This window comes from Glycocaulis sp. (assembly GCF_051859565.1).
In the GTDB taxonomy this organism is placed as follows: Bacteria; Pseudomonadota; Alphaproteobacteria; order Caulobacterales; family Maricaulaceae; genus Glycocaulis.
In genome coordinates this window covers 105,009-127,614 of the sequence record NZ_JBHYFK010000003.1, presented here as the reverse complement: position 1 = coordinate 127,614, position 22,606 = coordinate 105,009, and the positions used below count along the sequence as shown (strand labels likewise).

Here is a 22,606-nt window from a genome sequence, read left to right as displayed (position 1 = left end):
ATGTATCGTTATGACGAGATTGACCGGTCGATAGTCACAGAGCGCGTGGAGGAGTTCCGCGAGCAGGTAAGCGCGCGTCTCTCCGGCGCGCTCACCGAAGACCAGTTCAAGCCCTTGCGCCTGATGAACGGGGTCTATCTGCAACTGCACGCCTATATGCTGCGTGTGGCCATCCCCTATGGCACGCTGGATGCGCGCCAGATGCGGGTTCTGGCCCATATCGCGCGCCACTATGACAAGGGGTATGGCCATTTCACCACGCGCCAGAACATCCAGTATAACTGGCCGGCGCTGGTCGATATTCCTGAAATTCTGGAGCAGCTTGCCGATGTGGAGATGCACGCCATCCAGACATCAGGCAATTGCATCCGCAACACCACGACCGATCCGTTTGCCGGTGCGGCGCAGGACGAGGTGGAAGACCCGCGCCCCTGGTGTGAGCTGATCCGGCAATGGTCCACCTTCCACCCCGAATTCACCTTCCTGCCGCGCAAGTTCAAGATCGCGGTAACTGGCTCGGACGCCGACCGCGCCGCCATTGGCGTCCACGATATCGGGCTGAAACTGGTGAAGAACGAGGCGGGTGAGACCGGGTTCGAGGTGCATGCAGGCGGCGGTCAGGGCCGCACGCCGCGCGTGGCGGTAAAGCTGCGTGACTTCCTGCCGAAGGGCGAGCTGCTGGCCTATCTGACCGCAATCATGCGCGTCTACAATCTCGCCGGGCAGCGCGACAATATCTACAAGGCCCGCATCAAGATCCTCGTGGAAACCATGGGCGCGCAGGCGTTCACGGCGGAAGTGGAAGCGATGTACCGCCAGCTGCGCGGGCGTGACCTGGCCGTGCCGGCCGAGGAGGCTGCGCGCATTACCAGCTTCTTCCCCGAGCCTTCCCCTGTGGACCGGCCTGAAGGGGTGAGCGATGCGCCGGGCTTTGCCCGCTGGCGGGCCATCAATGTGAAGCCGCACAAAGTACCGGGCCGGGCCATCGTAGTGATCTCCTTGAAACCCCGCGCCGGCTCGCCGGGCGATGCCACTGCTGAACAGATGGATGCCGTCGCCTTCCTCGCCGAGCGCTATGCGGATGGCGAAATCCGCGTCACCAAGGAGCAGAATCTCGTCATCCCCCATGCCGTCGCGGCGCACCTGCCCGCGATTTATGAGGGTCTGCGCGAGGCCGGGCTTTCCACCGCCAATGCCGGGCTGGCCAGCGATATCGTGACCTGCCCGGGGCTGGACTATTGCAGCCTGGCCAATGCGCGCTCGATTCCGGTGGCGCAGGCCCTGTCAGCAGCCCTGATCGACCGGGGGCTGGATGAGGATACGCAAGACCTCACCATTAAGATTTCCGGCTGCATCAATGCGTGCGGCCATCACCATATCGCCAATATCGGCCTGCTGGGCGTCGATAAGAAGGGCGATGAGGTCTACCAGCTGACGCTGGGCGGCGTGGCCGATAATGGCGCGGCGATCGGCAAGATACTCGGCCCCGGCCTGACGCCGGACGAGGCCGTGGAGGCTGTGGCCGCCTGCGTCGGTGTCTTCCGCCGCGAACGCGGGGACGGTGAAACCTTTACGCACACACTGGCCCGTATCGGGTTCGAACCCTTCAAGGAGGCCGTCTATGGGCAATGATACCGCAACAGCGCCCCGGCTGGCCCGCGTGGAGATCGATACCGCCACCACGCCGGACGCGGCGCTGGAGGCAGCGCGCAGCGCACAGGCCATTGATATTCGCTTCCCGGCGTTCAAGGACGGACGCGGCTATTCGCTGGCAGCGCTGATCCGTGAGAGCGGGTTTGCCGGTGAATTGCGCGCGACGGGCGACATCCTGCCCGATCAGAAGGATTACCTCACCCGCACCGGGTTTGACGTGATCGCGCCGGATGACGGCTCTCCGCGCTGGGCCAGGACCAGCTTTACCCATGCCTACCAGCCAGGGCTCGCCAAAGGTGCCAATGACCGGGTGCCTGCCTATCGTGCGCGCGCGCTGGCCATCCGCAAGGCGCAAGTGGAGGCGCTGAACCAGCAATATGGCGATGCCGCGCCGGAGACCATCATTGCCGTCGCGGTGGAGGTGTTTGAGGGGCGGATCGCCATGCTCTCCTCCTTCGGTATCGAGGCGGCACTGGGACTTGCTTTGCTGGCGCAGGTTGACCGCTCGGTGCCGGTGGTCTTCCTCGACACCCAGCGCCATTTTTCCCAGACGCTCAGCTATCGCGACGAGCTGGTGGCGCATCTGCGCCTTGAGGATGTGCGCATCCTCACGCCTGATCCGGCCGAAGCGCGCGCCGCAGACAATGATGGCAAGCTGTTTGAGCGCGATGGCGAAGCCTGCTGTGACCTGCGCAAGGTGCGCCCCCTCAATGCCGGGCTGGAAGGGTTTGATGCGGTCATTACCGGGCGCAAGCGTGCCCATGGCGGCGGGCGGCAAGCCCTGCAGCCCTTCGAGTTCGATGGCGAGCGGGTGAAAATCAATCCGGTCGCCGGGCTGGCCCCTGCCGATATTGCCGCGCTCTACCGCGAGATGAAGCTGCCCGCCCATCCGCTCAGCACGCAAGGTTACACCTCTGTGGGCTGCTGGCCTTGCACCGCGCCCTCATCAGGCGCACATGCACGCGACGGGCGCTGGCCCGGTTCGGATCGCAGCGAGTGTGGTATCTTCGATCCGGTCCGCACGGCGCGGGCAGATGCGGCGCGCAAGCGGGCCGTGCGCCTTATCGGATAGGCGGGACGCGCATGACAGGCCAGATTATCGACCTTATCGGCAATACGCCGCTGATCCGGCTTGAGGCGGCTTCACGCGCCACGGGCTGCGAGATTTTTGGCAAGGCCGAGTTTCTCAATCCGGGCGGCTCGGTGAAGGACCGCACCGCGCTGGGGCTGGTGCGCGCGGCTGAAAAGTCCGGTGCGCTGAAACCCGGTGGCACGATCGTGGAAGGCACGGCGGGCAATACCGGCATAGGGCTTGCCATTGTGGGCCGCGCGCTCGGCTATAAAACGCTGATCGTCATGCCGCGCACGCAGAGCCAAGCCAAGAAAGACGCGCTCATCGCGGCGGGCGCGCGCATTATCGAGGTTGATCCGGCACCGTTTTCCAGCGAGCACCATTTCGTCCATGTGTCCCGCCGGCTGGCCGAAGAACTTTCCGCGACACCGCAGGGCGCATTCTGGGCCAACCAGTTTGATAATCCCGCCAACGCTGCCTTCCACGCAGCCACCACGGGCGAGGAAATCTGGAGCCAGACCGGCGGCGCGATTGACGGCTTTATCTGCGCGGTCGGCACGGGCGGTTCGCTCGCCGGCATTGCCCGCACGCTGCGCGCGAAAAAGCCGGACATCGCCATCGGACTTGCCGATCCGTCGGGCAGCGCGCTCTACAATCATTTCACCCGGGGCGAGCTTAAAGGTGAGGGATCGTCGATCACGGAAGGCATTGGCGTGGGCCGCATTACCGGCCAGCTGCAGGGCTTCAAGCCCGACCATGCCTATCGCATCGAGGATACCGAGTTTCTGCCCATCCTGTTCGATCTGGTCGAAAATGAAGGGCTGTCGCTGGGCGGATCGGCGGGCGTGAACATTGCCGGAGCGATCCGGCTGGCGCGCGCGCTGGGGCCCGGCAGGACGATTGTCACCCTGCTTTGCGATTCCGGTGCGCGCTATGCGGGCCGGCTGTTCAATCCGGACTATCTCGCCGCGCGCAGCCTGCCCGTCCCGCCCTGGACGGACAGCGGCAATACCGCGCGCAACGCCATCTGACACGAGTTGAGGATTTTGCCATGACCGCCCTTCCCGCTGCGGCTGAGACCCTTGCGCCTGTTATCGAGGCCGGTGCCTTCTTCGATTGCGAGGTGCGGGAGGTGCGCCACTACACCGATACGCTGTTCTCATTCCGCACCGCGCGCCCGCAGAGCTTCCGCTTCCGCACTGGCGAGTTCGTGATGATAGGGCTGGCAGGCGAAGGCAAGCCGACCTTGCGCGCCTATTCGCTCGCCGGTCCCAGCTGGGACGATGCGCTGGAGTTCTACTCCATCAAGGTGGAGGACGGGGCGCTGACTTCGCGCCTGAAGCATATCCGGCCCGGTGACCGGGTGCTCGTAGGCAAAAAGCCGACCGGCACGCTGGTGCTAGACGCGCTGCTGCCCGGCAAGCGCCTCTTTCTGCTCTCCACCGGGACGGGCGTGGCGCCCTTTGCCAGCATCGTGCGCGAGCCGGATGTCTATGCGCGCTACGATTCGGTGATCCTCACCCACACTTGCCGGACTGCGGCCGAGCTTGCCTATTCGCAAGAGCTGGTGGCGGGTCTGAAGGATGATCCGCTGGTGGGCGAAAGCGCGCCGGAAAAGCTGGTCTATTTCTCGTCCGTGACCCGCGAGGATGGCCCGCAGACCGGGCGGATTACCGATCTCATCCAGTCCGGCCTGTTCTTCCAATCCATCCAGCAGGCCCGCTTTGATCCCGAACATGACCGGGTGATGATCTGCGGATCGCTGGCCATGCTCGAAGAGCTGAAAGCCATCTTCGGCGAGCTGGGCTTCACCGAAGGCTCCAATGCCCGCCCCGGCAGCTTCGTGGTGGAAAAAGCCTTCAGCGGCGACGGCATTTAACCGGGCTCATAGCCGTGCGTCAGCTTTCCGGAATAACGGCTCTGGGGGGGCCGGCTCTTGCGCATGGCCCCTCCTTGATTGCTCTGCCCCCAGAAAACTGGATCGTCTGATCTGAGCTAAGTAATGGCGCGCCCGAAGAGATTCGAACTCCTGACCCCCAGATTCGTAGTCTGGTGCTCTATCCAGCTGAGCTACGGGCGCGCTGTCCTGACCGGCGGGTAAAACCCCTCTCGTCAAGGCGCGCGAAACTAGCCGCGAGGTGCGGGCTTGGCAAGCGCCTGCCAGTGAAAATGGCAGAGGCTTTTCGCACTTGCCGCAGCGGCGCCCGGTCAGGCCTGTGCCCGGCGCGGCGCGGGCAGCGCATCTTCCTCGAAAAACAGGGCTTGCGAGATCGCTGCCTTCACCGCATTGGGCAGGAAAGGCTTGGTGATCAGGAAGGCGGGTTCGGGCCGCTCCCCGGTCAGCAGACGTTCGGGATAGGCCGTGATGAAGATGATGGGCACAGCCAGATCGGCAAGAATGTCGTTGGCCGCATCAATGCCTGACGAATTGTCAGCCAGCTGGATATCGGCCAGCACGAGCCCTGGCTGATGGCGCGATGCCTCGGCAATGGCTTCGGAGCGCGTGGTGGCGATCGCGCACACTTCATGGCCCAGATCACCGACAATGGCCTCTATATCGGCGGCAATGACCGGCTCGTCCTCGATGATGAGCACGCGGGTCTTCAGGGCCAGTTCGATATCGCCGTGCGCGCGGGCAACCAGATCCTCGACCTGCGATTCTGGCAGGGCCAGCACCTGGCCGGCCTCTTGCGCGCTGAAGCCTTCCATCGCCGTCAGGAGCAGAGCCTGGCGCGACTTGGCTTCCAGACGCTGCAGGCGGGAGTCGGGACCACGCTGCGGCTCTGCCGCGATCATGCCCGTTTCCACCATGGCGTCATGGAAGGCACGAAACAGCGCGATGCGCGGCGGCAGCTGCCCGTTGAAGTCAATCTCGCCTGACACGGCCTTTTGCAACGCGCCCTGCACCAGGGCATCACCGCGCTGCTGCTCGCCGGCAAGCGCACGCGCATACCGGCGCAGATACGGCAGATGGGCGGAGATATCGTCAATTCTCATGTGTCCCGTCCTTTTCGCGCACACAGACGGCCCCGCTCGCGCAAGACCTGTGTGGAACGGGAAACGCGCACGGATCAGTGAGAGTTCCGGAGCGTTGCAGCGGTCATGTGCCGATGCAGGGGAACCGCATGATTTCATGATGCGTTGGACATCTGAGCTATCGCCGGATTGGCAGATTTTCAGTGAAAGCGGACGGTGTTGATTCCATGTCCCAGAATGCGAAGGACGACATGCCAGATCCAGCCCTCGGCACGAGTAGTCGGGCCGAGGCAGGTCAGAGCGCGCGGCGCCGCGTACTGGGTGACCAGCTGCGCGCCTATTACGACGCGGTGACCAGCGAGCCGGTGCCAGATGCCCTGACCGATCTGATGGCGGAGCTGGCACGCAAATCATCAAACACCCCTGCCGAGGGCGGCGATAGCGGGCGGGACAGTGATGACGGCGCATGATGACGCGGCCGCCATGGCCGTTTTCCAGCAAGACCTTACCGACGCCATTCCGCATTTGCGTGCCTTCGCGCGCTCGCTATGCGGAAATCCGTCCGAAGCCGATGATCTGGTGCAGGAGACGCTGATCAAGGCATGGACCCATCGCGAGCGCTTCGAGGATGGCTCTTCGATGCGCGCCTGGACGTTCCGCATATTGCGCAACCATTTCTATTCCGAACGCCGCCGGGCGTGGCGCAAGCAGGAACAGGGCGGTGAAATCCCCGAAAACGCCGCCGTCGCGGGTGAGCAGCAAAGCTGGGCTCTGCAGCTGGATGATGTGCGCAGGGCCCTGCTGGACATCCCTGACGAGCAGCGCGAGGCACTTGTACTCGTCGGCGCGGGCGGTTTGAGCTATGAGGAAGCCGCCGAGGTTTGCGGCTGTGCCGTCGGCACGGTCAAGAGCCGGGTGAGCCGCGGACGCGCCGCGCTGGAAAAACGTATGAGCACGGGCGTGTGCCTGCAGGCCTCTCCGGGCGGGGCAGCCAAGGCGGCGGAGGATATTGTTGACCACATCCGCAACGCGAGCGCCGAACGCCTCACCGGCTGACACAGACACGGCCCCCGCGGCATCCGGCGGACGGTGGCGCGCCGGTCTGCGCGTGCGGATGCTGGCCGTCATCATTCTGGCCCTCATTCCGATTCTTACCTTGAGCGGGCTGTACGCGCAGTCGCGCTTCGAGACGGCACGGGACAATCAGCGTGAACTGCTGGCTGCCCGCGCGCAGCTGACCGCGCAGAGCCAGCGCCAGCTGATCATGGGGGCAGGCAGCATGATGAGCGCGCTCGCCCAGCAGGCGCCCGTCCGGCTTGGCGGTGCCCTGTGCGCGCGGTCGCTGGCGCAGGCGCTGGCTGATCAGCCAGCCTACGCCACGCTGGTGCGGGTCAATGCGCGCGGCGTCGTTGCCTGTTCGGCAGAGCCTTTAAGCGACACCGTCCGCTTTGACGAAGCAGGCTGGTTTGCCGAAGCGCGCGATAGTGGCCGCTTTATCGTGGGCGCCCTCGAAATCGACCCCATTACCAATCAGGCCGTCATTCGCGCTGTCAGCCCGGTGTTTGAACCTGACGGCAGCTTCACCGGCGCACTGGCTACCGGCATCCGCCTGAGAGCGCTGGAAGATATGGGCCGCGAACAGGCGGGCAGTGCGCGCTCCGCCCTTGTTGACCGCGAAGGCCGGGTGCTGACGCAGAGCCGCGATATGGGGCTGGCGCGCATTGACGCTGAATTAATGGCCGAGGCGGCACAGGCCGGCAGCGCACGCTTTACCGGCACCGGGCCGGACGGTGCGCCGCGCCAGTTTGTACTGGTGCCGCTGGTGTCGGCCGAGCTCTACGCCCTGCTGGCAGAGACCGCACCGGAGTTTCTCGAATTCACCCTGGTTGACATCACCGGCACCCTATTGCTGCCCGTTCTGATGCTTGTGCTGGCGGGCAGTGTCATCTGGATCGCGACCGATGTGATGATACTGCGCTGGCTGCGTTATCTGCGGCGCGTCGCGATGGCCTACGGCAAGGGGCGCTACTCCGTGCGGCCACACCGGGCCCGGCGTGCGCCGGGCGAGCTGCGCGAACTGGCGGCCGGATTTGACACCATGGCCCGCTCGGTTGCCGAACGCGACGAAGCTCTCACCCGCAGCCTTGCCTATCAGGAAATGCTGCTCAAAGAGGTTCACCACCGGGTAAAGAACAACCTGCAAATCATTACCAGCCTTATCAATTTGCAGATGAGAAGCGTCGATGATCCAAGAGCGGCCAAGGTGCTCGGCGATGCGCAATCGCGCATCAACGCGCTGGCGCTCGTTCATCGCAGCCTCTACGAGGCCGGTGATTTTGCGAAGATCAATCTCAAACCCTTCTTTGAGGAGCTATGCACCCTCACCCATGCCGCTGTCGGCGGCGAGGAGCGCACGCTGGATCTGGTGACACAGATCGAGCCGGTGCATCTGGGCGCCGAGCGGTGCATTCCTCTGGCGCTGTTTGTCACCGAAGCCATGACCAACGCCTACAAGCACGCCTTTGAGGGGCGCGATTGTGGGACGCTGACCGTGTCGGTCAGCATTGATGATGCGCGCCGCCTGACCGCCCGCATTGCCGACAACGGTGTGGGCGCCGCGAGCGCGCCCGAACCCGGCCGTAAAGGCGTAGGCGGCGCGCTGTTTTCGGCCTTCGCCCGCCAGCTCGGCGGAACATCTGAAACCGGCGTGCAGCCGGACGGCGGGCACAGCGTCGCCATCATCTTCCCGCTGCTGGAGGATGAAGGTTTGCCGGAGAGCTAAGGCCCGTCTGGCGCGGTTCAGCAATTGGCATTATGTCAGCGCCATGACCCAGCGTGATGCCAACCTCACTGATCCCTTGCCGCTCGCACAGGCGCTGATCCGCGCACCTTCCGTGACGCCGCGCGATGAAGGTGCGCTGGACACGCTGCAGGCTGCTCTGACCGCGCTGGGCTTTACCTGCCAGCGCATGCCGTTTGGCGAGGTGGACAATCTCTATGCCCGCCTTGGCACGGCTGAGCCGGTCTTCTGCTTTGCCGGCCATACCGATGTGGTGCCGGCGGGGCAGGAAACGGCCTGGAGCGCCGGGCCCTTCGCCGGAGAAGTGCATGGCGAGGCGCTGATCGGACGCGGCGCGGTGGACATGAAGGGTGCGATTGCCGCCTTCGTGGCCGCCACCGCGCGCTATCTGGAAGCCCAGGGCAAGCCCGCAGGCTCTATCGCCTTCCTGATCACGGGCGATGAGGAAGGCCCGGCGATAAACGGCACGAAGAAAATGCTGCAAGCGCTTGATGCGCAAGGCGAACGCTTCAGTCACTGCCTTGTCGGCGAGCCGACCAACCGGACAGTTCTGGGTGATATGGTGAAGATTGGCCGGCGCGGCTCGCTCAACGGCGTTATCACCGTGACGGGCCGCCAGGGCCATGTCGCCTACCCGGACCGGGCCATCAATCCCATCCCGGCCCTGATGGCCGTGCTTGCGGCCTTGACCGCCCGCAGGCTGGATGAAGGCAATGCGCATTTCCAGCCCTCCAATCTGGAGGTTACCAGCGTGGATGTGGGCAATTCCGCCCATAATGTCATTCCCGGCGAGGCGCGGGCCAAGTTCAACATACGCTTTAATACCGAGCAGGATGGCGAGGCGCTCAAAAGCTGGATCAATGATGAAATTGCCAAGCTACAGCAAGGCTTTGCGGGCGCAATTTCAGCTAATCTCACCGTCACCGGCGATGCCTTTCAGACCGCGGAAGGCCCGTTCACCGCGCTGCTGGCTGACGCGATCCATGCCCGCACCGGCATCGCGCCGGAGCTGAGCACGAGCGGCGGCACCTCGGACGCCCGTTTCATCAAGGATTACGCGCCCGTGGCCGAGTTCGGGCTGGTCGGTGCCAGCATGCACCAGATTGACGAGCAGACGCCTGTTGCCGATATAAAAGTGTTAACAGAAGTTTACCATGATATTCTGATGCGGTACTTCGAGGTGTTCGCCTGATGGGTGGTATGGTTGCGGACATCCAGTCCGGCACGCGCGGCATCTGGGCCATGCTGGCCTTCAAGGAGGATTGGCGTCAGCATTTTGACGTGTCGGTGGACGGGTTTGTCCGCTCTTTCATGGCCGTCCTATACGCCCTGCCGGCCTTCATCCTGCTGATAATATCGGCCAATCACGTCCTGCCGGAATTCTCCGGCAATCCCGGCGCTCAGGTCAGCCTAGCCGGCGCGCTCGGCCAATATGCGCGCATCTGGCTACTCTTCCCCGTCATCGCCTTTATGGTGGTCAATGTGCTGGGCCTGAAGGGCGGATTTTCGGCCTGGGTGGTGGTGCATAACTGGGCAGTCTTCGTGCTCTTGCACGTACAGGCCCTGTTCTGGCTGCTGGCCGCAGCTGGCATCGCCAATGCCCAGGCGCTGGGCCTGATGCTGGCGCTCTACCAGATCCTCCGCCTTATGGTCCACTGGCGGGTTGCTGCGGGCACTCTGGGCCTGCACTGGGGTCTGGCGGCGGGCGCGGCCTGCATCCCGCTCGTCATCGATGCGCTGATCGTCTACGGGCTTGCCAGCGCCTCTGGCGGGTAGTCCACAAAGGCCAGATAGAGGCCGTCAGGCGGCGCGACCGGCCCGCAGCGCGTGCGGTCTGCCGCCTCCAGCGCGTCACGGAAGTCCTCCACGCTCCAACGGCCACGCCCCACCTCCACCAGAGAGCCGGTGATGGAGCGTATCTGCCGGTGCAGGAAGCTGATCGCTTCCACTTTCAGCTCGATCGCTTGGCCGCGCCGCTCCACTTGAATTGCGTCGATGGACTTTACCGGGCTTTCCGCCTGGCACTGCGCATCGCGGAAGGTGGTGAAATCGTGAGTCCCGACAAGGCTTTGCGCGGCAATGTTCATGGCATCAGCATCAAGACGGACACGCACCTGCCACGCCTTGCCGGCATCCAGCGCCAGCGGCGCGCGCCGGTCGATAATGCGGTAGACATAGCCGCGCTTGACGGCCGAGAAGCGCGCATGGGTGTCGTCCTTCACCGCCCGCGCCGACAGGACCGAGACCGGGTGGGGGCGCAAATGATGGTTCAGCGCATCGCGCACCACGTCAGCTGGCCAGTCCTTGGCAAAATCCACATGAGCCGTCATGGCGAGGGCGTGAACACCTGAATCGGTACGCCCTGCCCCATAGACCTCGTGGCGGCCCTCTTCGAGCGCATCGGCGGCGCGCTCCATCACGGTCTGCACCGACAGGCCGTTATCCTGCTTCTGCCAGCCGACAAACGGCCCGCCATCATATTCGATTGTCAGGAGGTAGCGGGGCATGGCTAGAGTCGCGTCCCCGCAGGCACCGCCGTGCCGCGCAGGAGCTCGTCTGCGCCCATCACGCCCCTGCCCTCGCGCTGCAGGCGTTTCAGGCGCACTGCGCCGCGCCCGCAGGCGATGAGCAAATTATCGTCCAGCACCTCGCCCGGCTCGCCCTCGCCCTTTTCGGGCTCAGCGAAATGCACCTTCACCCGCACCGCGCCTTTTGGCGTATCAAGGCTGAACCAGGCACCCGGAAAGGGTGAGAGGCCGCGAATATGGTCGCACACCTCGCCAGCCGGGCGCGACCAGTCGATACGCGCCTCTGCCGATGAGATTTTCTTCGCGTAGGTAATGCCCTCTTCCGTCTGAGGCACGGCCTGCAGCGAGCCACGCTCGAGCGCTGCGAGGGTGCGCGGCCACAGCTCCGCGCCGGTTTCCATCAGCTTGTCATGCAGCGTGCCTGCGGTGTCATCAGGCGCTATTGGCACGATCTCGCTCATCAGGACAGGGCCGGTATCCAGCCCCTCCTCCATCTGCATGATCTGCACGCCCGTCACCTCATCACCGGCCTGAATGGCACGCTGGATGGGGGCCGCCCCGCGCCAGCGCGGCAGGAGGGAGGCATGGAGATTCAGGCAGCCAAGGCGCGGTGCTTCCAGCGCCTCTTTGGGTAATATCTGGCCATAGGCGACCACGCAGGCGACGTCGAGATCGAGGCTGGCAAAGTCCTCCAGCACGTCCGCCTCGCGGAAGCGTTCAGGCGTTTTCACCTCAATGCCAAAGGCTTCGGCCAGCTCATGCACCGGGCTTTTACGCATTTCCTGACCGCGCCCCGCGGGGCGTGGCGGCTGGGTGTAGACGCGCACAATCTCGTGGCCCGCACCGGCGATTGTGGCCAGCGAGCGCGCGGCAAATTCCGGCGTTCCCATGAAGGCTATGCGTAAACTCATGGCGTCAGACGCTTCCCTTGAACCAGCCAGCCAGGAAATCCACGAACAAGCGCACCCGGTGGGCCAGATAGCGGTTGGACGGGAACACGGCCCACAATTCGCGCGCTTCGGGCGTCCAGTCATCCATCAGGGACACTACCCGCCCGTCGGCGATGGCGGCGCGCGCAGCCCAGCTGGGTATGCAGGCAATGCCCGCCCCGGCGCAAGCCGCGGCCACCGCCGCGCTGGCACCGTTCAAGGATAGCCGCCCGTCCACCTTCACATCGGTCTTCACCCCGTCCTTTTCAAACCGCCACAGATTGGGCGCGGGCCGGTTGCGATCAATGATGCAAGGGTGGCGGGCAAGGTCTGACGGGTGGACGGGCCGCCCTTCCGCCTCCAGCCAGGCGGGGCTGGCAATCGTGGTCATCGGCGCATCGGCGAGCCGCTTGGCGATCAGGCTGGAATCCGGCAAATGGCCCAAGCGCACGGCAAGGTCATAGCCCTCGTCCACCAGATCGACCATGCGGTCTGAAAGATCGAGGCGCACCTCCACCGAGGGCCATTGCTCCATGAAAGCCGTCACCGGCTCGATCAGGCGCGCAGAGCCGAAATCCACCGGCGCGGCCACGCGCAGGAAACCCGCCGCCGCCGCATTGTCAGCCGCCAGCCCGTGCTCGATCGCCTCATATTCGGTCAGCCAGGGCCGCACCCGCTCCAGCAGCGCCCGGCCGGCATCGGTGAGCCTCACAGAGCGCGTGGTGCGCTCCAAGAGGCGCGCCTGCATGCGCTCCTCCAGCGCGGAGATCTGTTTGGACGCCGCGCCGGGGGTCAGCGAGTGACGCTCGGCAGCGCGGGTAAAGCTCTCCAGCTCGGCAACGGCCTGAAACAGGCGCAGGGCATCGATACGGTCCATGGAAATTTCCGCTATGGAATAAGTAAAAGGATTTTACGTCCATTAGCGAAATGCGCGAGGCAAGTCATCCGTTCCGTGTAAAAAAGTGTGGGGTGCGTTTGGCGACCTCTCCGCTATTCGCTCTCCGACCCTACGTTCTTCATCCACGACTCGTCGAAGGGAGAAGGGTCGCCTATTGGTTGTTCATCGCCGCGGTGGGGGAGGTCGACCTCGGGAGGTAATATCGGAGGCTCGCCAAGCCTCCAACGGGCCAGATTTATTTGCTTCGACGTAACACTTGGTTCTGATACTGCGGCGGATGGTACATAAAACACGGTGGAAGAAATATCGGCGCCTCTTATTTGAGCCAATCGAAAATCAGCTTCGAAAAGCCAAGCTCCCCGCAAATCGACCGAGTCAAATTTGCAACCTCGAAGATCTGCACGAACTAAGTTAAAACCTCTCATATCAGCCTTCGCGGGCATCCTAAGACGAAACAGACAGGACCAAGATAGATCGACACCCCCATCGCCGTCCAGCTCAGGGCGATGCTCGTGTGGCCATGATCTTGATATAACAACAACAGCCGCTTCCAAATCGACGTTCAATCTATAGTTTTTAAAAATTCTACCTTCACTTGATTCTGATCTTACACTAGCTCCACGAGAGGCAAGCGCGCTTTGCTCGGCCTTTTGAGCTTCGGCATCCCACTCTGAAACGATTTGAGCCATTGGCACGGACTGCTCGCGAACAAACGCGGCGAGTGTTTCACCAATTTGGCGGCCGAATATTTTGTCGCCGCCTTCCGCGAATGCGCTGCGCATCAACCCTTCCAACGCATAGATGGCCCCAAGGCGGATAGCAGTCTGCTCACTGCCAAGCTGCTCCACAGCGCGGGAGAACGTCTCTGCATCCTGCCCGCGTTGGGCGAGCGCATGCTCAGCCTGCATCAGCCGCGTTCGGCGCAAGGCATTGATCAAGGCCGCGCCAGCGCCCGCTCCGCCAAACACAAGGCTGGCCGCCCAAAGGAGATTGCGGAAATCTTCGGCGAGATAGCCGGGCCTGATCCACTGCACGGGCGGACACACCCGCGTCGTACCCGCACACGGATCGGCAAGCTGCATTACCACCCAGACGGCGACGCCGGACAGTATCAGCCATGCAGGAACGAATATCTTGATGGCGTGATCAATGGCCCATTGCCAAGACCACACCACCGGCCTCTTGCGAAGCCGCGCCACCAAGAGCCATAAGCCCCAAAGAACCGCTGCCAGCACTATCAGTTGCGGCAACACAGAAGCCAGCCAGAAGCCCAAATCGAAAACCCACCCATCCATATCCCGACTGCGCCCCGGTTTCGGGCGCACGTCAAGCGTGTCGCGGGTTCTGGCCGGGGATTACGCGGGCGGGACGGTGGTTGCCGCGCAAAAAAAATGGCCCCGGGAAGCTCCGGGGCCGGTCAGGTGGGGTGTGTTGGTGTGTGAACCCCTCGTGCTTCGAGACGCAGGCTTTGCCTGCTCCTCAGCATGAGGGGTTATGCCTTCTTTCCTCACCCTGAGGGCAAACGCCCGTGAGCGTCTCGAAGGGCGAGGCAAGAAGGCCTCTGGCGGCAGGTCCCGGATGGCCCTCACGGGCCTCCGGGAGTTCAGAACTTCATACTTCCCTGAAACCCCGGGCGAGCGCGTCGCGAGACCCGGGGCCTCTATCAGAATTACTCCTGAACCCGGTCCCGGCTCTCCCTGCGGTCGGCCGGGAGTTCAGGGCTAGTGATACCCGCCCACGCCGCCATCGAGCATCAGGTTGAGGCCGGTGGCCGTGCGGCGCGCACTGCGGCGCTCGCGCATCGCCGTGTAGCGCTCTTCAAAGCGCACATAGACAAGGCGTACGCCCGGCCCGTAAAGGCGTAGAAGCGAGCGCTCATTACAATCGCGCATGGCCTCTGCGGGGGCGCAGAACACCTCCCCGCCGCGTCCATAGCGCAGCGCATCGCCGCGCTGGCACTGGATGACCTGACCGCCCTCAAAAATGTCGTCGTCGCTTTCCAGGCGGTTACCCAGCGTCGCCTGCAGCGTGGTACCAGCCATGCAGCGGAAAATCTCGCCCTCAAAGCCTTCGCGCACGCGCTCATCGCGTTCGGGGCGCGAGGCGGGGTGCGGCGTGCCCCGGTCATCGATGCAGACCGCGCGCACCACGCGCCAGCCCTCTATCCAGCGTGAATGGCGCTCTTCTTCCATCTCGTACTCGTCGGCGAGTGCAAGGCCCGCAATGGCAGTCGCTGCCGGGGCGGTACCGCGCGAGATATAGCCCCCGCCTGCGTAAACGATCGTGTTGCTGCCCGCCTGCGCGCCCGCTACCGCCATCGCGCTGGCGCTGGCAGAGGCGTTCACGTTCACATTGATCTGATTGTTCAGATAGACGCCGCCAATATTGATGCGCGGCCCGCCGATATGAACCGATGGCCCGCCAATGCGGATCGAGGGCGTGCGCACCTGCGGCCCGTGCCCGTGCTGGCAGCAATGATGGCTGGGCGGCGGCGGAGATACCGGCGTCGGCCCGTGATGCTGCGCGGCAGCGGCCGCTGCGCTGGCAAAGGTCGCTGCGATCACTACGCCAAGCGCTTTTGCGTATCGAGTTGAAACGCCCATTGGGTCACTCCCGTCTGTTTGCACGGCTTCCCGCAAGAAGGATGCCGGTTTCAGGAGGAGGCGCAAAAAACACTTGGCAAGGCGCTTGCAGTCCCCCGCCCCGACCGGAGCACGCCTGTCCGAAAGCAGGACTGGCAACGCGCTCCCCGTAAAGGGACTAAAGAGGACGGGCTGCCTATGCGCCACGAGAACACAAAGACGCTGTTTGCGTACTGGGATGCGAGAAGGCTGGGCCGTTCCGCGCCGGCGCGCGGCGATATTGCGCCGCGCGATCTGGCCGGGCTCCTTAGCCATCTGTTCATCCTGCGCCGGATGGACCGTGACCATCATATCTTCCGTCTGGCGGGCACCTCGCTGTGCCAGATGCATGCGCGCGAGTTCAAGGACCAGAACTTTCTGGGCCTGTGGCGCGGCCATGACCGCCAGCATATGACGGCCCTGATCGAGGGAGCGTTAAGCGTGCCGGCCCCTGCCTGCGCGCTCGCCGATGCGGCCTCGCTCGATGGCCGCTCTGTAGAGGTGGAGATAGCGCTTCTTCCCCTTCGCGGGCCTGAGGGGTGGGTGGACCGGTGTCTGGGCCTCTACCAGCCCTTGCAGGGACGTAGCCTGGATGGCCGCCCCGCCGTGCGTCACATCCTCAAGGAGTTGCGCCCGGCGGTGGAGCCGGAAAGCTCGGTGCAGGTGTTCAGAGGGCTTCGCGATGTACGCGTGCCTGCCCGCGCGGCCAATGACGGCTAGTTTCTCCAAATTTTAACCAGCACCAGCCTAGATTGCCGCCCTGGACAATGAGGCTGGCATGGGACCTGTCACCGATCTGAGCACGCGCCTGGACAAGCGCAAGATACGCATAGCGGCCGCCGGCGCGCAGGAGCAGCGCCGTCACCGCCGTGTGCCCTTGCGCCTGCCCGGACGCTATCTCGATCCCGTACGCGGGGAATTTGCCTGCACCCTCATTGATGTATCTCCCGGCGGCGCGAAAATCGCCGCCGAGGCCCCGCCCGCACTGGGCGAGCGCATTGTCATGCTGTTTGACGGGCTCGGCCGGGTCGAGGGCGATGTGGTGCGCGCGGGCGCACGCGGCTTTGCCGTGCGGTTCAACACGACACAGCGCAAGCGCGACCGGCTGGGCGATGCCATCACCTGGCGTTTCAATATGGAGCGCCTGGGCCTTGAAGAAGACCGCGCCGCGCCCAGAAAGCCCGGAACGGGGCGGGTAAAAATCCGCCTGAAAGACGGCGTGCTGATCCAGGCAGACCTTGTGGATGTGTCGATTTCCGGGGCCGCCTTTGCCTGTCTGGAGCGTCCCCGTGTGGGCGAAAGCGTCAGCGTGGGCGACCTGACAGGCCGGGTGACTCGCTGGCTGGACAACGGCTTCGCGGTGTCGTTCGATCCGCCCCGGGGATAAGGTGAGATTTCCGCCGGGGCTGCCTTTTGTCTGCGCACGCGGCATAAAAAGTCATGTTTGTGGCCCATACTTGCGCCAACCGGCCTGAATCTTGCCGTAAGCCCTGCATAGTCTCTTTTTGAGGGCTTGGATGGAGTGTGACGCCAATGCCGCGGGATGATGGAATTGCGATGTCCTGGTTTGTGAAAGTCGATGGCCGTGTGTACGGACCCTATACGGGGGCGCAGATGCGCGCCTTCGTCAGTGAGGGACGTATCGCCAGCCATTCAGTGGTTTCGCAAAGCCGCGAGGATGGCTGGGAAAACGCCACCGACGTGCCGCAGTTCAAGGCGTGGCTGGACGAAGCCCGCCGCAGCCCCGGCACCAAACGCCCCGCGCCGACCGATGCGCGCACCGCCAACTTTGTCGTTGTCGCCAATCTGGGCGATGACAGCCGCGCCGGATTTGAAGCCGCGCTAAAAGATTTCGGCGATGCGGAAAATATTGCGCCGGGCGTATGGCTGCTGCGCGCACCGTCCACAGCGGCCACGCTGCGCAATGAGCTGAGCCATCTACTGGCCCGCGAAGACAAGCTGATCGTGGTCGACGCCTCTCGCGACCGCACGGCCTGGTTCAATTTCGGCCGCGAAACCGACCAGCGCATCCGCGAGCTCTGGGGCCGTCCGCAGTAGCGGGCTCTCGCCCCTCGTCCTTCGAGACGCTCGCTATCGCTCCCCCTCAGGATGAGGGGCGCTTGTACTTCTCCCTCATGCTGAGGAGCGCTTCTTCAAGCGCGTCTCGAAGCACGAGGGAAAAATCTCCCTCAAATCTCCCTCAAACCCTCCGCAAAGCGCTTCGCATTGGCGACATAGTGGTCCGCGCTGGCCTTGAAGATGTCGCTCATCCCCCCCTCCAGCGTTTTCACCACCTTGCCCGGTGAGCCCAGCACCATGGAATTGTCCGGTATCTCCTTGCCCTCGGTGACAAGGGCGTGTGCGCCGATGAGGCAGTTCTTCCCGATTTTCGCGCCATTAAGGATGGTCGCGCCGATACCCACCAGCGAGTAATCGCCAATCTGGCAGCCATGCAGCATGGCCTGATGGCCAACCGTGATGCCCTTGCCAAGGATTGTCGGCTTGCCGGGATCGGCATGGATCACCGTGCCGTCCTGGATATTGGTGTCATCGCCGATCACGATGTCTTCCACATCGCCGCGTAGCACGGCCCCGAACCAGACCGACACATTGCGCCCCAGCGTGACGCGGCCCAGCACGGTGGCGCCCGGCGCGATCCACACACCCTCGCCGATCTTCGGACGCACCCCGTCCAGCTCGTAAACGCCCATAATGTGTTCCTTCCTGCTCGTTGCATCAGCATTGCGTGGCGAAACTGCATCGCCTGGATGTGAAGTTTCAGCGACGGGCTGACTCATACTTCGTTCACTGTCTTAGCATGAGACTGTAGATGCGATTCGAGAGGGGAACAGCCGCCCCCGGCGGCTTCTTCGGATCGATCGTGAGGGATAGACGCTTCTTGCAAGGAGGCCCGCGGCGCAATGCCGTATGCACCCCCAACGCCAGACCCGTTTGGATCGGCCGCCCGTTCCGCATCTGCCCTGTCCAGCCTGAATCGCCTTTGCCCGCCCCTTGTGCACCCGCATGAGGGGTTTTTTCTTGTCCGGAGGACGCCATCATGAGCAAGCGCACCGCAAAACGCCGTCAGGGCGGATTCAATGCCGAGCATTATGAGGAGGAGAAGGTCCGCGCCCTCTTCCCCGGCACGAACTGGTCACCTGACGACAATGAACCCATGCGGGACCAGCGCTATATCAAGAACGTCAAACCGCGCTCTGAGGGGCAGGCGCGGCTGATGGATGCGATAGACGGCCATAATCTTGTCATGGCCATGGGGCCGGCCGGTACCGGCAAGACCTATCTGGCCGTCTCCAAGGCGGTCGAGGCACTGGAGAGCGGTCAGGTGGGGCGCATCGTCCTGTCACGCCCGGCGGTCGAGGCGGGCGAGCATATCGGCTTCCTGCCCGGCGCTCTGGAAGAAAAGCTCGCGCCCTATCTGCGCCCGCTCTACGACGCGCTGGCTGACCGGCTGAGCCCGAAACGCCTGAAAGCGCTGATGGCCGAAGGCCTGATCGAGATTGCGCCGATTGCCTATATGCGCGGGCGCACGCTCAACAACGCCTATATCGTCGTCGACGAGGCCCAGAACTGCACCTACGGCCAGCTTAAGATGCTGCTGACGCGTCTGGGCTGGAACTCCACCATGGTCGTCACCGGCGATCCGGCGCAGACAGACCTTCTGCCGGAAATGTCCGGCCTGAAGGATATCTGCGAGCGCCTTGAGACGGTTGACGACATCGCCGTGGTCCGGCTGGAAGCCAAGGACATTGTGCGCCACCCGCTGGTGGCTTCGATGCTCGACGTATTGTAACCGCCCGGCGGCAGCACACACCATAAAGGCCCCGGCCAGAGGACAGCCGGGGCCTTTTTGCTGACGCTAGTTCCGCGCGCTAGAAGCGGAAATTCACACCGGCGCGGATCACATCGAACTGGGTGTCGATGCTGGCGCGGCCAATCGTGCCGTCAGAATAGCTGGTGTCGAAGCTGTCGCTGCCCAGATCCACACGCGAATACTCGGCGCGCAGGGTCCAGAAATCGGTCATGCCCCACTCGACACCGGCACCATAGGTCCAGCCGAACTGGTCTGATGTGGTGCTATCGGTGATTTCAGCAGTGCCCACACGGTAGTTGCGGTCAAAATCGACGCGGCCATAGGCACCGCCACCCGTCGCGTAGATCAGGAAACGGTCAAGCGCGACGCCAGCACGCAGGCGGGCGGTAGCGAAGTAATCCACCTCGAAATTCAGGTCTGTGAACCCGTCCGGGTTGCTCGTCGCACCGCCCGGAGCGTTCGGGATGGAAATGCTGGAGCTGATATCGGACAGCTGAACGTCTACTTCGCCGCCCAAAACGAACATTCCGGTGTGCCAGTTGGCGCCGGCCTGGATACCGCCCACCCATCCATCACCGTCAAAGCTGCGCATGGTGGGGAAGGTGCCGCCAGCCAGGGCAGCTGGGAAGAAGGTGGAGCCGGACGCAACATCCAGCTCGGCATCAAGGTCAAAGTCGGCATTATTGCCCTGACCCAGATTCACACCGATATAGGAACCGTTCCAGTTATAGTCGCCAGCCGGCTGCGCGAAGGCAGAAGGGGCGGCGAGAGGGAGTGCGGCCACAGCCGCCAGTAAAGCCAGTTTTTGCATCAGTTTGCCCTTTTTGGTCGCTTGCGCCGCGCGTTGGCGCGGCATGACTGATGCCCAATCCGTTCTTTCCAACGCGAAGCGTGGGACGCGCGATGCACGCACATGTGAGTGCAGCTTTGTGCATGTCGCAAAATTGCAACAGCGCGTCAGGGGAAACGAGGATCCAGCCTTGCGCGCAGGCGCTCCACCGCCTCGCCTACCGCGCGGCGCTCCAGATCAACCACGCCATTGGCCTCCCGCATCGCTTCGGCATCAATAGCGTTGAGCAGGGGAGCAAGGGCCTGCGCGATCGCCGGACGTCTGGCGGCGGCGGGCGAGATCAGAACCAGCGCGTCATAGGGCGGCAATATCCCCGCCGGGTCGTCCAGTATCACCAGATCGAACGCCGATATCCGCCCGTCGGTCGTGTAGGCGGTGATGGCATCCACCTCGCCGTCACGCACAGCTGTGTACATGAAGGTGGAGTCCATCGCGCGTGTGCGGGCGCGGGCCAGACCGTAGGTGTCACGAAGCCCGGACCATTCAGCGCGTGCAAAAAATTCGGAATCCGCACCGATGGAAACGCCATCCATTGCCGCAAGATCTGCGATCGAGGATATCGCCTCGCGTGCGGCCAGCTCACGGCTGACCGCGATACCGTAAGCGTTCTCAAAACCCAGCGCGCCGAGCACCAGCACACCGTGCTGCGTCCACATCCAGCTGGTGATCTCTGCCAGCATGACATGGCGGCCGGGCATGTCCTCGCGCTGCATCAGCGTCGCCCAGAGCGTGCCGGAATAGTCGACATAAACGTCCACCTCGCCGGAAATGAGCGCGTCAAAGGCGACGGTGGAGCCGAGATTGTCCCGGCGGCGCACAGCCGCGCCCGCATCGCGCAGCACACCCTCCATGAGGCCAGCCAGTATGTATTGTTCGGTGAAGGCCTTGGCGCCAATGGTGACGGGCTGCCCGCCAAATCCGTCTGCCTGCGCGTGAAGGGCACTTCGCGCGCTGCGCGCATCACCGCCGCCGGCAAACAGGCCTGCAGGCATGAGAGCCATCGCGGCGATTGCCGCCAGCGCCGCCCCTGATACAAGCGCCCGCCCTGCCCGGCGGCGCGCGGCCGCGCTTTCCATCAGCTTGAGCAAGCCATCAATGATGAGCGCTGACAGCGCTGCGGCCACGCAGCCGAATATCACCAGCGTCCAGTTACGCATCTGCAGGCCGGAGAAGATGTAGTTGCCCAGAGACGCTGCGCCGACCGGGGTCGCCAGCGTGGCTGCGCCAATAACCCAGACCGAGGCGGTGCGGATACCCGCCATGATGGACGGCAGGGCCAGCGGCAATTCCACGCGGAAGAGGCTCTGCGCGCGGGTCATGCCGACGCCCCGTGCCGCCTCGCGCACCACAGGATCAACGCCCCTGAGGCCCACTATCGTATTCCGGAGCACCGGCAGGATTGCGTAGAGCGTCAGCGCTGCGAAGGCAGGCATGAAACCGATGCGTCCGCCGAGCAGAGGCACCATCAGGGCCAGCAGGGCGAGAGCCGGTATGGTCTGGAATATGCCTGCGATGGCCAGAGCCGGCCCTGCAATCGTCCGGTTGCGGGCCGCCGCCACGCCCAGTGGCAGCGCAATCAGCAGGCCGCACGCCATGGCGCCCAGAGACAGGCGCAAATGGCCCCCGAGATAATCGGGCAGGAGGGCCAGAGGCTGGGCGAGCGCCTCCATCATCCCTGAGCCGACAGGGCGGCCACCCGCTCTGCCTCCCGGCGCGGTGTGGCCAGCAGCGTCTCGACATACGGGTCCGCCGGGTTGGAGAGAAGCTCCGACGGTGTCCCCAGCTGGACGATGCGGCCAGCACGCATGACGGCAATCTCATCGGCCAGCAGCAGTGCCTCGGCCATGTCATGGGTGACCATGACAGCAGCAAAGCCCAGCCGGGCACGCAAAGCCTGAACGTCCTCGCGCAAGCTGTCGCGCGTGATCGGGTCCAGTGCGCCGAAGGGTTCGTCCATCAGCAGAAGCGGCGGCTCGGCGGCGAGCGCGCGGGCAAGGCCGACGCGCTGGCGCTGACCACCGGACAGCTCTGCCGGGTAGCGGTCCTCAAACTCTGACGGGTCAAGCTGCACCAGTTCAAGCAGCACTGCGATGCGTGTCCGCGTGCGCTCGGCGTCCCAGCCAGCCAGGCGGGGCGTGACAGCGATGTTCTCGGCTACGGTAAAGTGGGGAAACAGCCCGTCGCCTTGCATGACCCAGCCCATGCGGCGGCGCAACTGCACCGGGTTCAGCGCGGCGATGTCCTCGCCCTTGAACCGGACCGTGCCGGAGCTTGGCTCCAGCAGGCGATTGATCATTTTCAGCGTGGTCGTCTTGCCGCAACCGGATTCGCCCACCAGCGCCAGCAGCGCCCCCTCCCCGACCGTGAAGCTGGCCGCATCAACGGCCACAGCACCGCCGGGGAAAGTCTTGGTCAGCGCCTGGACATCAAGTACCAAGCCGCGGGTG

General features: G+C 64.0%; 23 protein-coding genes and 1 tRNA gene. 13 read left to right on the top strand and 11 right to left on the bottom strand.

Annotated features, from left to right (window positions below; all coding sequences use genetic code 11):
• From ACTIGC_RS05545 to ACTIGC_RS05530, 4 genes are read left to right on the top strand one after another with little or no spacing between them, the layout of a single operon-like run.
• The gene (locus tag ACTIGC_RS05545) at window positions 1–1,632 is read left to right on the top strand and encodes a nitrite/sulfite reductase (RefSeq protein ID WP_439633466.1); all 1,632 of its coding nucleotides are present in this window, start codon (window positions 1–3) and stop codon (window positions 1,630–1,632) included.
• Window positions 1,622–2,725 (top strand): phosphoadenylyl-sulfate reductase, encoded by a 1,104-nt coding sequence (locus ACTIGC_RS05540; protein WP_439633465.1) that lies wholly within the window; start codon window positions 1,622–1,624, stop codon window positions 2,723–2,725. The genes ACTIGC_RS05545 and ACTIGC_RS05540 overlap by 11 nt, the downstream gene beginning before the upstream one ends.
• An 11-nt stretch (window positions 2,726–2,736) precedes the next feature.
• Complete coding sequence (locus ACTIGC_RS05535; protein WP_439633464.1) at window positions 2,737–3,756, top strand: cysteine synthase A; 1,020 nt, start codon at window positions 2,737–2,739, stop codon at window positions 3,754–3,756.
• A gap of 20 nt (window positions 3,757–3,776) precedes the next feature.
• Entirely contained in the window at window positions 3,777–4,604 is an 828-nt protein-coding gene (locus ACTIGC_RS05530; RefSeq protein WP_439633463.1) for a ferredoxin--NADP reductase, read from the top strand.
• Between the two features lie 124 nt (window positions 4,605–4,728).
• Here the strand turns inward: ACTIGC_RS05530 and ACTIGC_RS05525 are convergent.
• Window positions 4,729–4,805 (bottom strand) — tRNA-Arg (locus ACTIGC_RS05525).
• Window positions 4,806–4,933: 128 nt separating this feature from the next.
• Window positions 4,934–5,722, bottom strand: coding sequence for a response regulator (locus tag ACTIGC_RS05520; RefSeq protein WP_439633462.1), 789 nt, complete (start codon window positions 5,720–5,722; stop codon window positions 4,934–4,936).
• A gap of 206 nt (window positions 5,723–5,928) precedes the next feature.
• Here ACTIGC_RS05520 and ACTIGC_RS05515 point away from each other — a divergent pair, with 206 nt between their 5' ends.
• The 5 genes from ACTIGC_RS05515 to ACTIGC_RS05495 are packed head-to-tail and all read left to right on the top strand — an operon-like array spanning window position 5,929 to window position 10,277.
• Window positions 5,929–6,171: a NepR family anti-sigma factor gene (locus tag ACTIGC_RS05515; protein WP_439633461.1), complete on the top strand. Its 243-nt coding sequence runs from the start codon at window positions 5,929–5,931 to the stop codon at window positions 6,169–6,171.
• Window positions 6,158–6,757: a sigma-70 family RNA polymerase sigma factor gene (locus ACTIGC_RS05510; protein ID WP_127565952.1), complete on the top strand. Its 600-nt coding sequence runs from the start codon at window positions 6,158–6,160 to the stop codon at window positions 6,755–6,757. Before ACTIGC_RS05515 ends, ACTIGC_RS05510 begins: the two co-directional genes overlap by 14 nt.
• The gene (locus ACTIGC_RS05505; protein ID WP_439633460.1) at window positions 6,714–8,483 is read left to right on the top strand and encodes a sensor histidine kinase; all 1,770 of its coding nucleotides are present in this window, start codon (window positions 6,714–6,716) and stop codon (window positions 8,481–8,483) included. The genes ACTIGC_RS05510 and ACTIGC_RS05505 overlap by 44 nt, the downstream gene beginning before the upstream one ends.
• A gap of 43 nt (window positions 8,484–8,526) precedes the next feature.
• Window positions 8,527–9,693 (top strand): succinyl-diaminopimelate desuccinylase, encoded by a 1,167-nt coding sequence (gene dapE / locus ACTIGC_RS05500; protein WP_439633459.1) that lies wholly within the window; start codon window positions 8,527–8,529, stop codon window positions 9,691–9,693.
• The gene (locus ACTIGC_RS05495) at window positions 9,693–10,277 is read left to right on the top strand and encodes a hypothetical protein (RefSeq protein WP_439633458.1); all 585 of its coding nucleotides are present in this window, start codon (window positions 9,693–9,695) and stop codon (window positions 10,275–10,277) included. Before dapE ends, ACTIGC_RS05495 begins: the two co-directional genes overlap by 1 nt.
• Here ACTIGC_RS05495 and truA read toward each other — a convergent pair.
• From truA to ACTIGC_RS05470, 5 genes are all read right to left on the bottom strand, one after another.
• On the bottom strand, window positions 10,247–11,008 hold the full coding sequence (gene truA, locus ACTIGC_RS05490; protein WP_439633457.1) for a tRNA pseudouridine(38-40) synthase TruA: 762 nt from the start codon (window positions 11,006–11,008) through the stop codon (window positions 10,247–10,249). The two genes, ACTIGC_RS05495 and truA, sit on opposite strands and share 31 nt — an antisense overlap.
• 2 nt (window positions 11,009–11,010) lie before the next feature.
• Window positions 11,011–11,940, bottom strand: coding sequence for a methionyl-tRNA formyltransferase (gene fmt, locus ACTIGC_RS05485; RefSeq protein ID WP_439633456.1), 930 nt, complete (start codon window positions 11,938–11,940; stop codon window positions 11,011–11,013).
• 4 nt (window positions 11,941–11,944) lie between these two features.
• Window positions 11,945–12,835, bottom strand: coding sequence for a LysR family transcriptional regulator (locus ACTIGC_RS05480; protein ID WP_439633455.1), 891 nt, complete (start codon window positions 12,833–12,835; stop codon window positions 11,945–11,947).
• 113 nt (window positions 12,836–12,948) lie between these two features.
• Window positions 12,949–14,151: a pentapeptide repeat-containing protein gene (locus tag ACTIGC_RS05475; protein ID WP_439633454.1), complete on the bottom strand. Its 1,203-nt coding sequence runs from the start codon at window positions 14,149–14,151 to the stop codon at window positions 12,949–12,951.
• A gap of 426 nt (window positions 14,152–14,577) precedes the next feature.
• A complete protein-coding gene (locus ACTIGC_RS05470) occupies window positions 14,578–15,459 on the bottom strand; it encodes a hypothetical protein (protein WP_439633453.1) in 882 nt (293 codons plus the stop codon).
• Between the two features lie 177 nt (window positions 15,460–15,636).
• Here ACTIGC_RS05470 and ACTIGC_RS05465 point away from each other — a divergent pair, with 177 nt between their 5' ends.
• From ACTIGC_RS05465 to ACTIGC_RS05455, 3 genes are all read left to right on the top strand, one after another.
• Complete coding sequence (locus tag ACTIGC_RS05465; protein WP_439633452.1) at window positions 15,637–16,197, top strand: PAS domain-containing protein; 561 nt, start codon at window positions 15,637–15,639, stop codon at window positions 16,195–16,197.
• A gap of 58 nt (window positions 16,198–16,255) precedes the next feature.
• Window positions 16,256–16,864 carry a PilZ domain-containing protein gene (locus tag ACTIGC_RS05460; RefSeq protein ID WP_439633451.1) on the top strand — a complete coding sequence of 203 codons (609 nt, stop codon included), beginning with the start codon at window positions 16,256–16,258 and terminating at the stop codon, window positions 16,862–16,864.
• Between the two features lie 170 nt (window positions 16,865–17,034).
• On the top strand, window positions 17,035–17,535 hold the full coding sequence (locus tag ACTIGC_RS05455; RefSeq protein ID WP_439633450.1) for a DUF4339 domain-containing protein: 501 nt from the start codon (window positions 17,035–17,037) through the stop codon (window positions 17,533–17,535).
• A gap of 131 nt (window positions 17,536–17,666) precedes the next feature.
• Here ACTIGC_RS05455 and ACTIGC_RS05450 read toward each other — a convergent pair whose 3' ends face one another.
• Window positions 17,667–18,188, bottom strand: a complete 522-nt coding sequence (locus tag ACTIGC_RS05450) for a gamma carbonic anhydrase family protein (protein ID WP_439633449.1) — start codon at window positions 18,186–18,188, stop codon at window positions 17,667–17,669.
• A gap of 347 nt (window positions 18,189–18,535) precedes the next feature.
• On the opposite strand from ACTIGC_RS05450, the gene ACTIGC_RS05445 reads away from it, so the two are divergent.
• A complete protein-coding gene (locus tag ACTIGC_RS05445; protein WP_127565938.1) occupies window positions 18,536–19,288 on the top strand; it encodes a PhoH family protein in 753 nt (250 codons plus the stop codon).
• Between the two features lie 79 nt (window positions 19,289–19,367).
• Here ACTIGC_RS05445 and ACTIGC_RS05440 read toward each other — a convergent pair whose 3' ends face one another.
• The 3 genes from ACTIGC_RS05440 to ACTIGC_RS05430 all read right to left on the bottom strand — a co-directional run bounded on the left by ACTIGC_RS05440 (window position 19,368) and on the right by ACTIGC_RS05430 (window position 22,596).
• Window positions 19,368–20,120: an outer membrane protein gene (locus tag ACTIGC_RS05440; protein ID WP_439633448.1), complete on the bottom strand. Its 753-nt coding sequence runs from the start codon at window positions 20,118–20,120 to the stop codon at window positions 19,368–19,370.
• A gap of 146 nt (window positions 20,121–20,266) precedes the next feature.
• Window positions 20,267–21,832 carry an ABC transporter permease/substrate-binding protein gene (locus ACTIGC_RS05435; protein WP_439633447.1) on the bottom strand — a complete coding sequence of 522 codons (1,566 nt, stop codon included), beginning with the start codon at window positions 21,830–21,832 and terminating at the stop codon, window positions 20,267–20,269.
• Window positions 21,829–22,596: an ABC transporter ATP-binding protein gene (locus ACTIGC_RS05430; RefSeq protein WP_439633446.1), complete on the bottom strand. Its 768-nt coding sequence runs from the start codon at window positions 22,594–22,596 to the stop codon at window positions 21,829–21,831. The genes ACTIGC_RS05435 and ACTIGC_RS05430 overlap by 4 nt, the downstream gene beginning before the upstream one ends.
• Window positions 22,597–22,606: the final 10 nt, after the last annotated feature.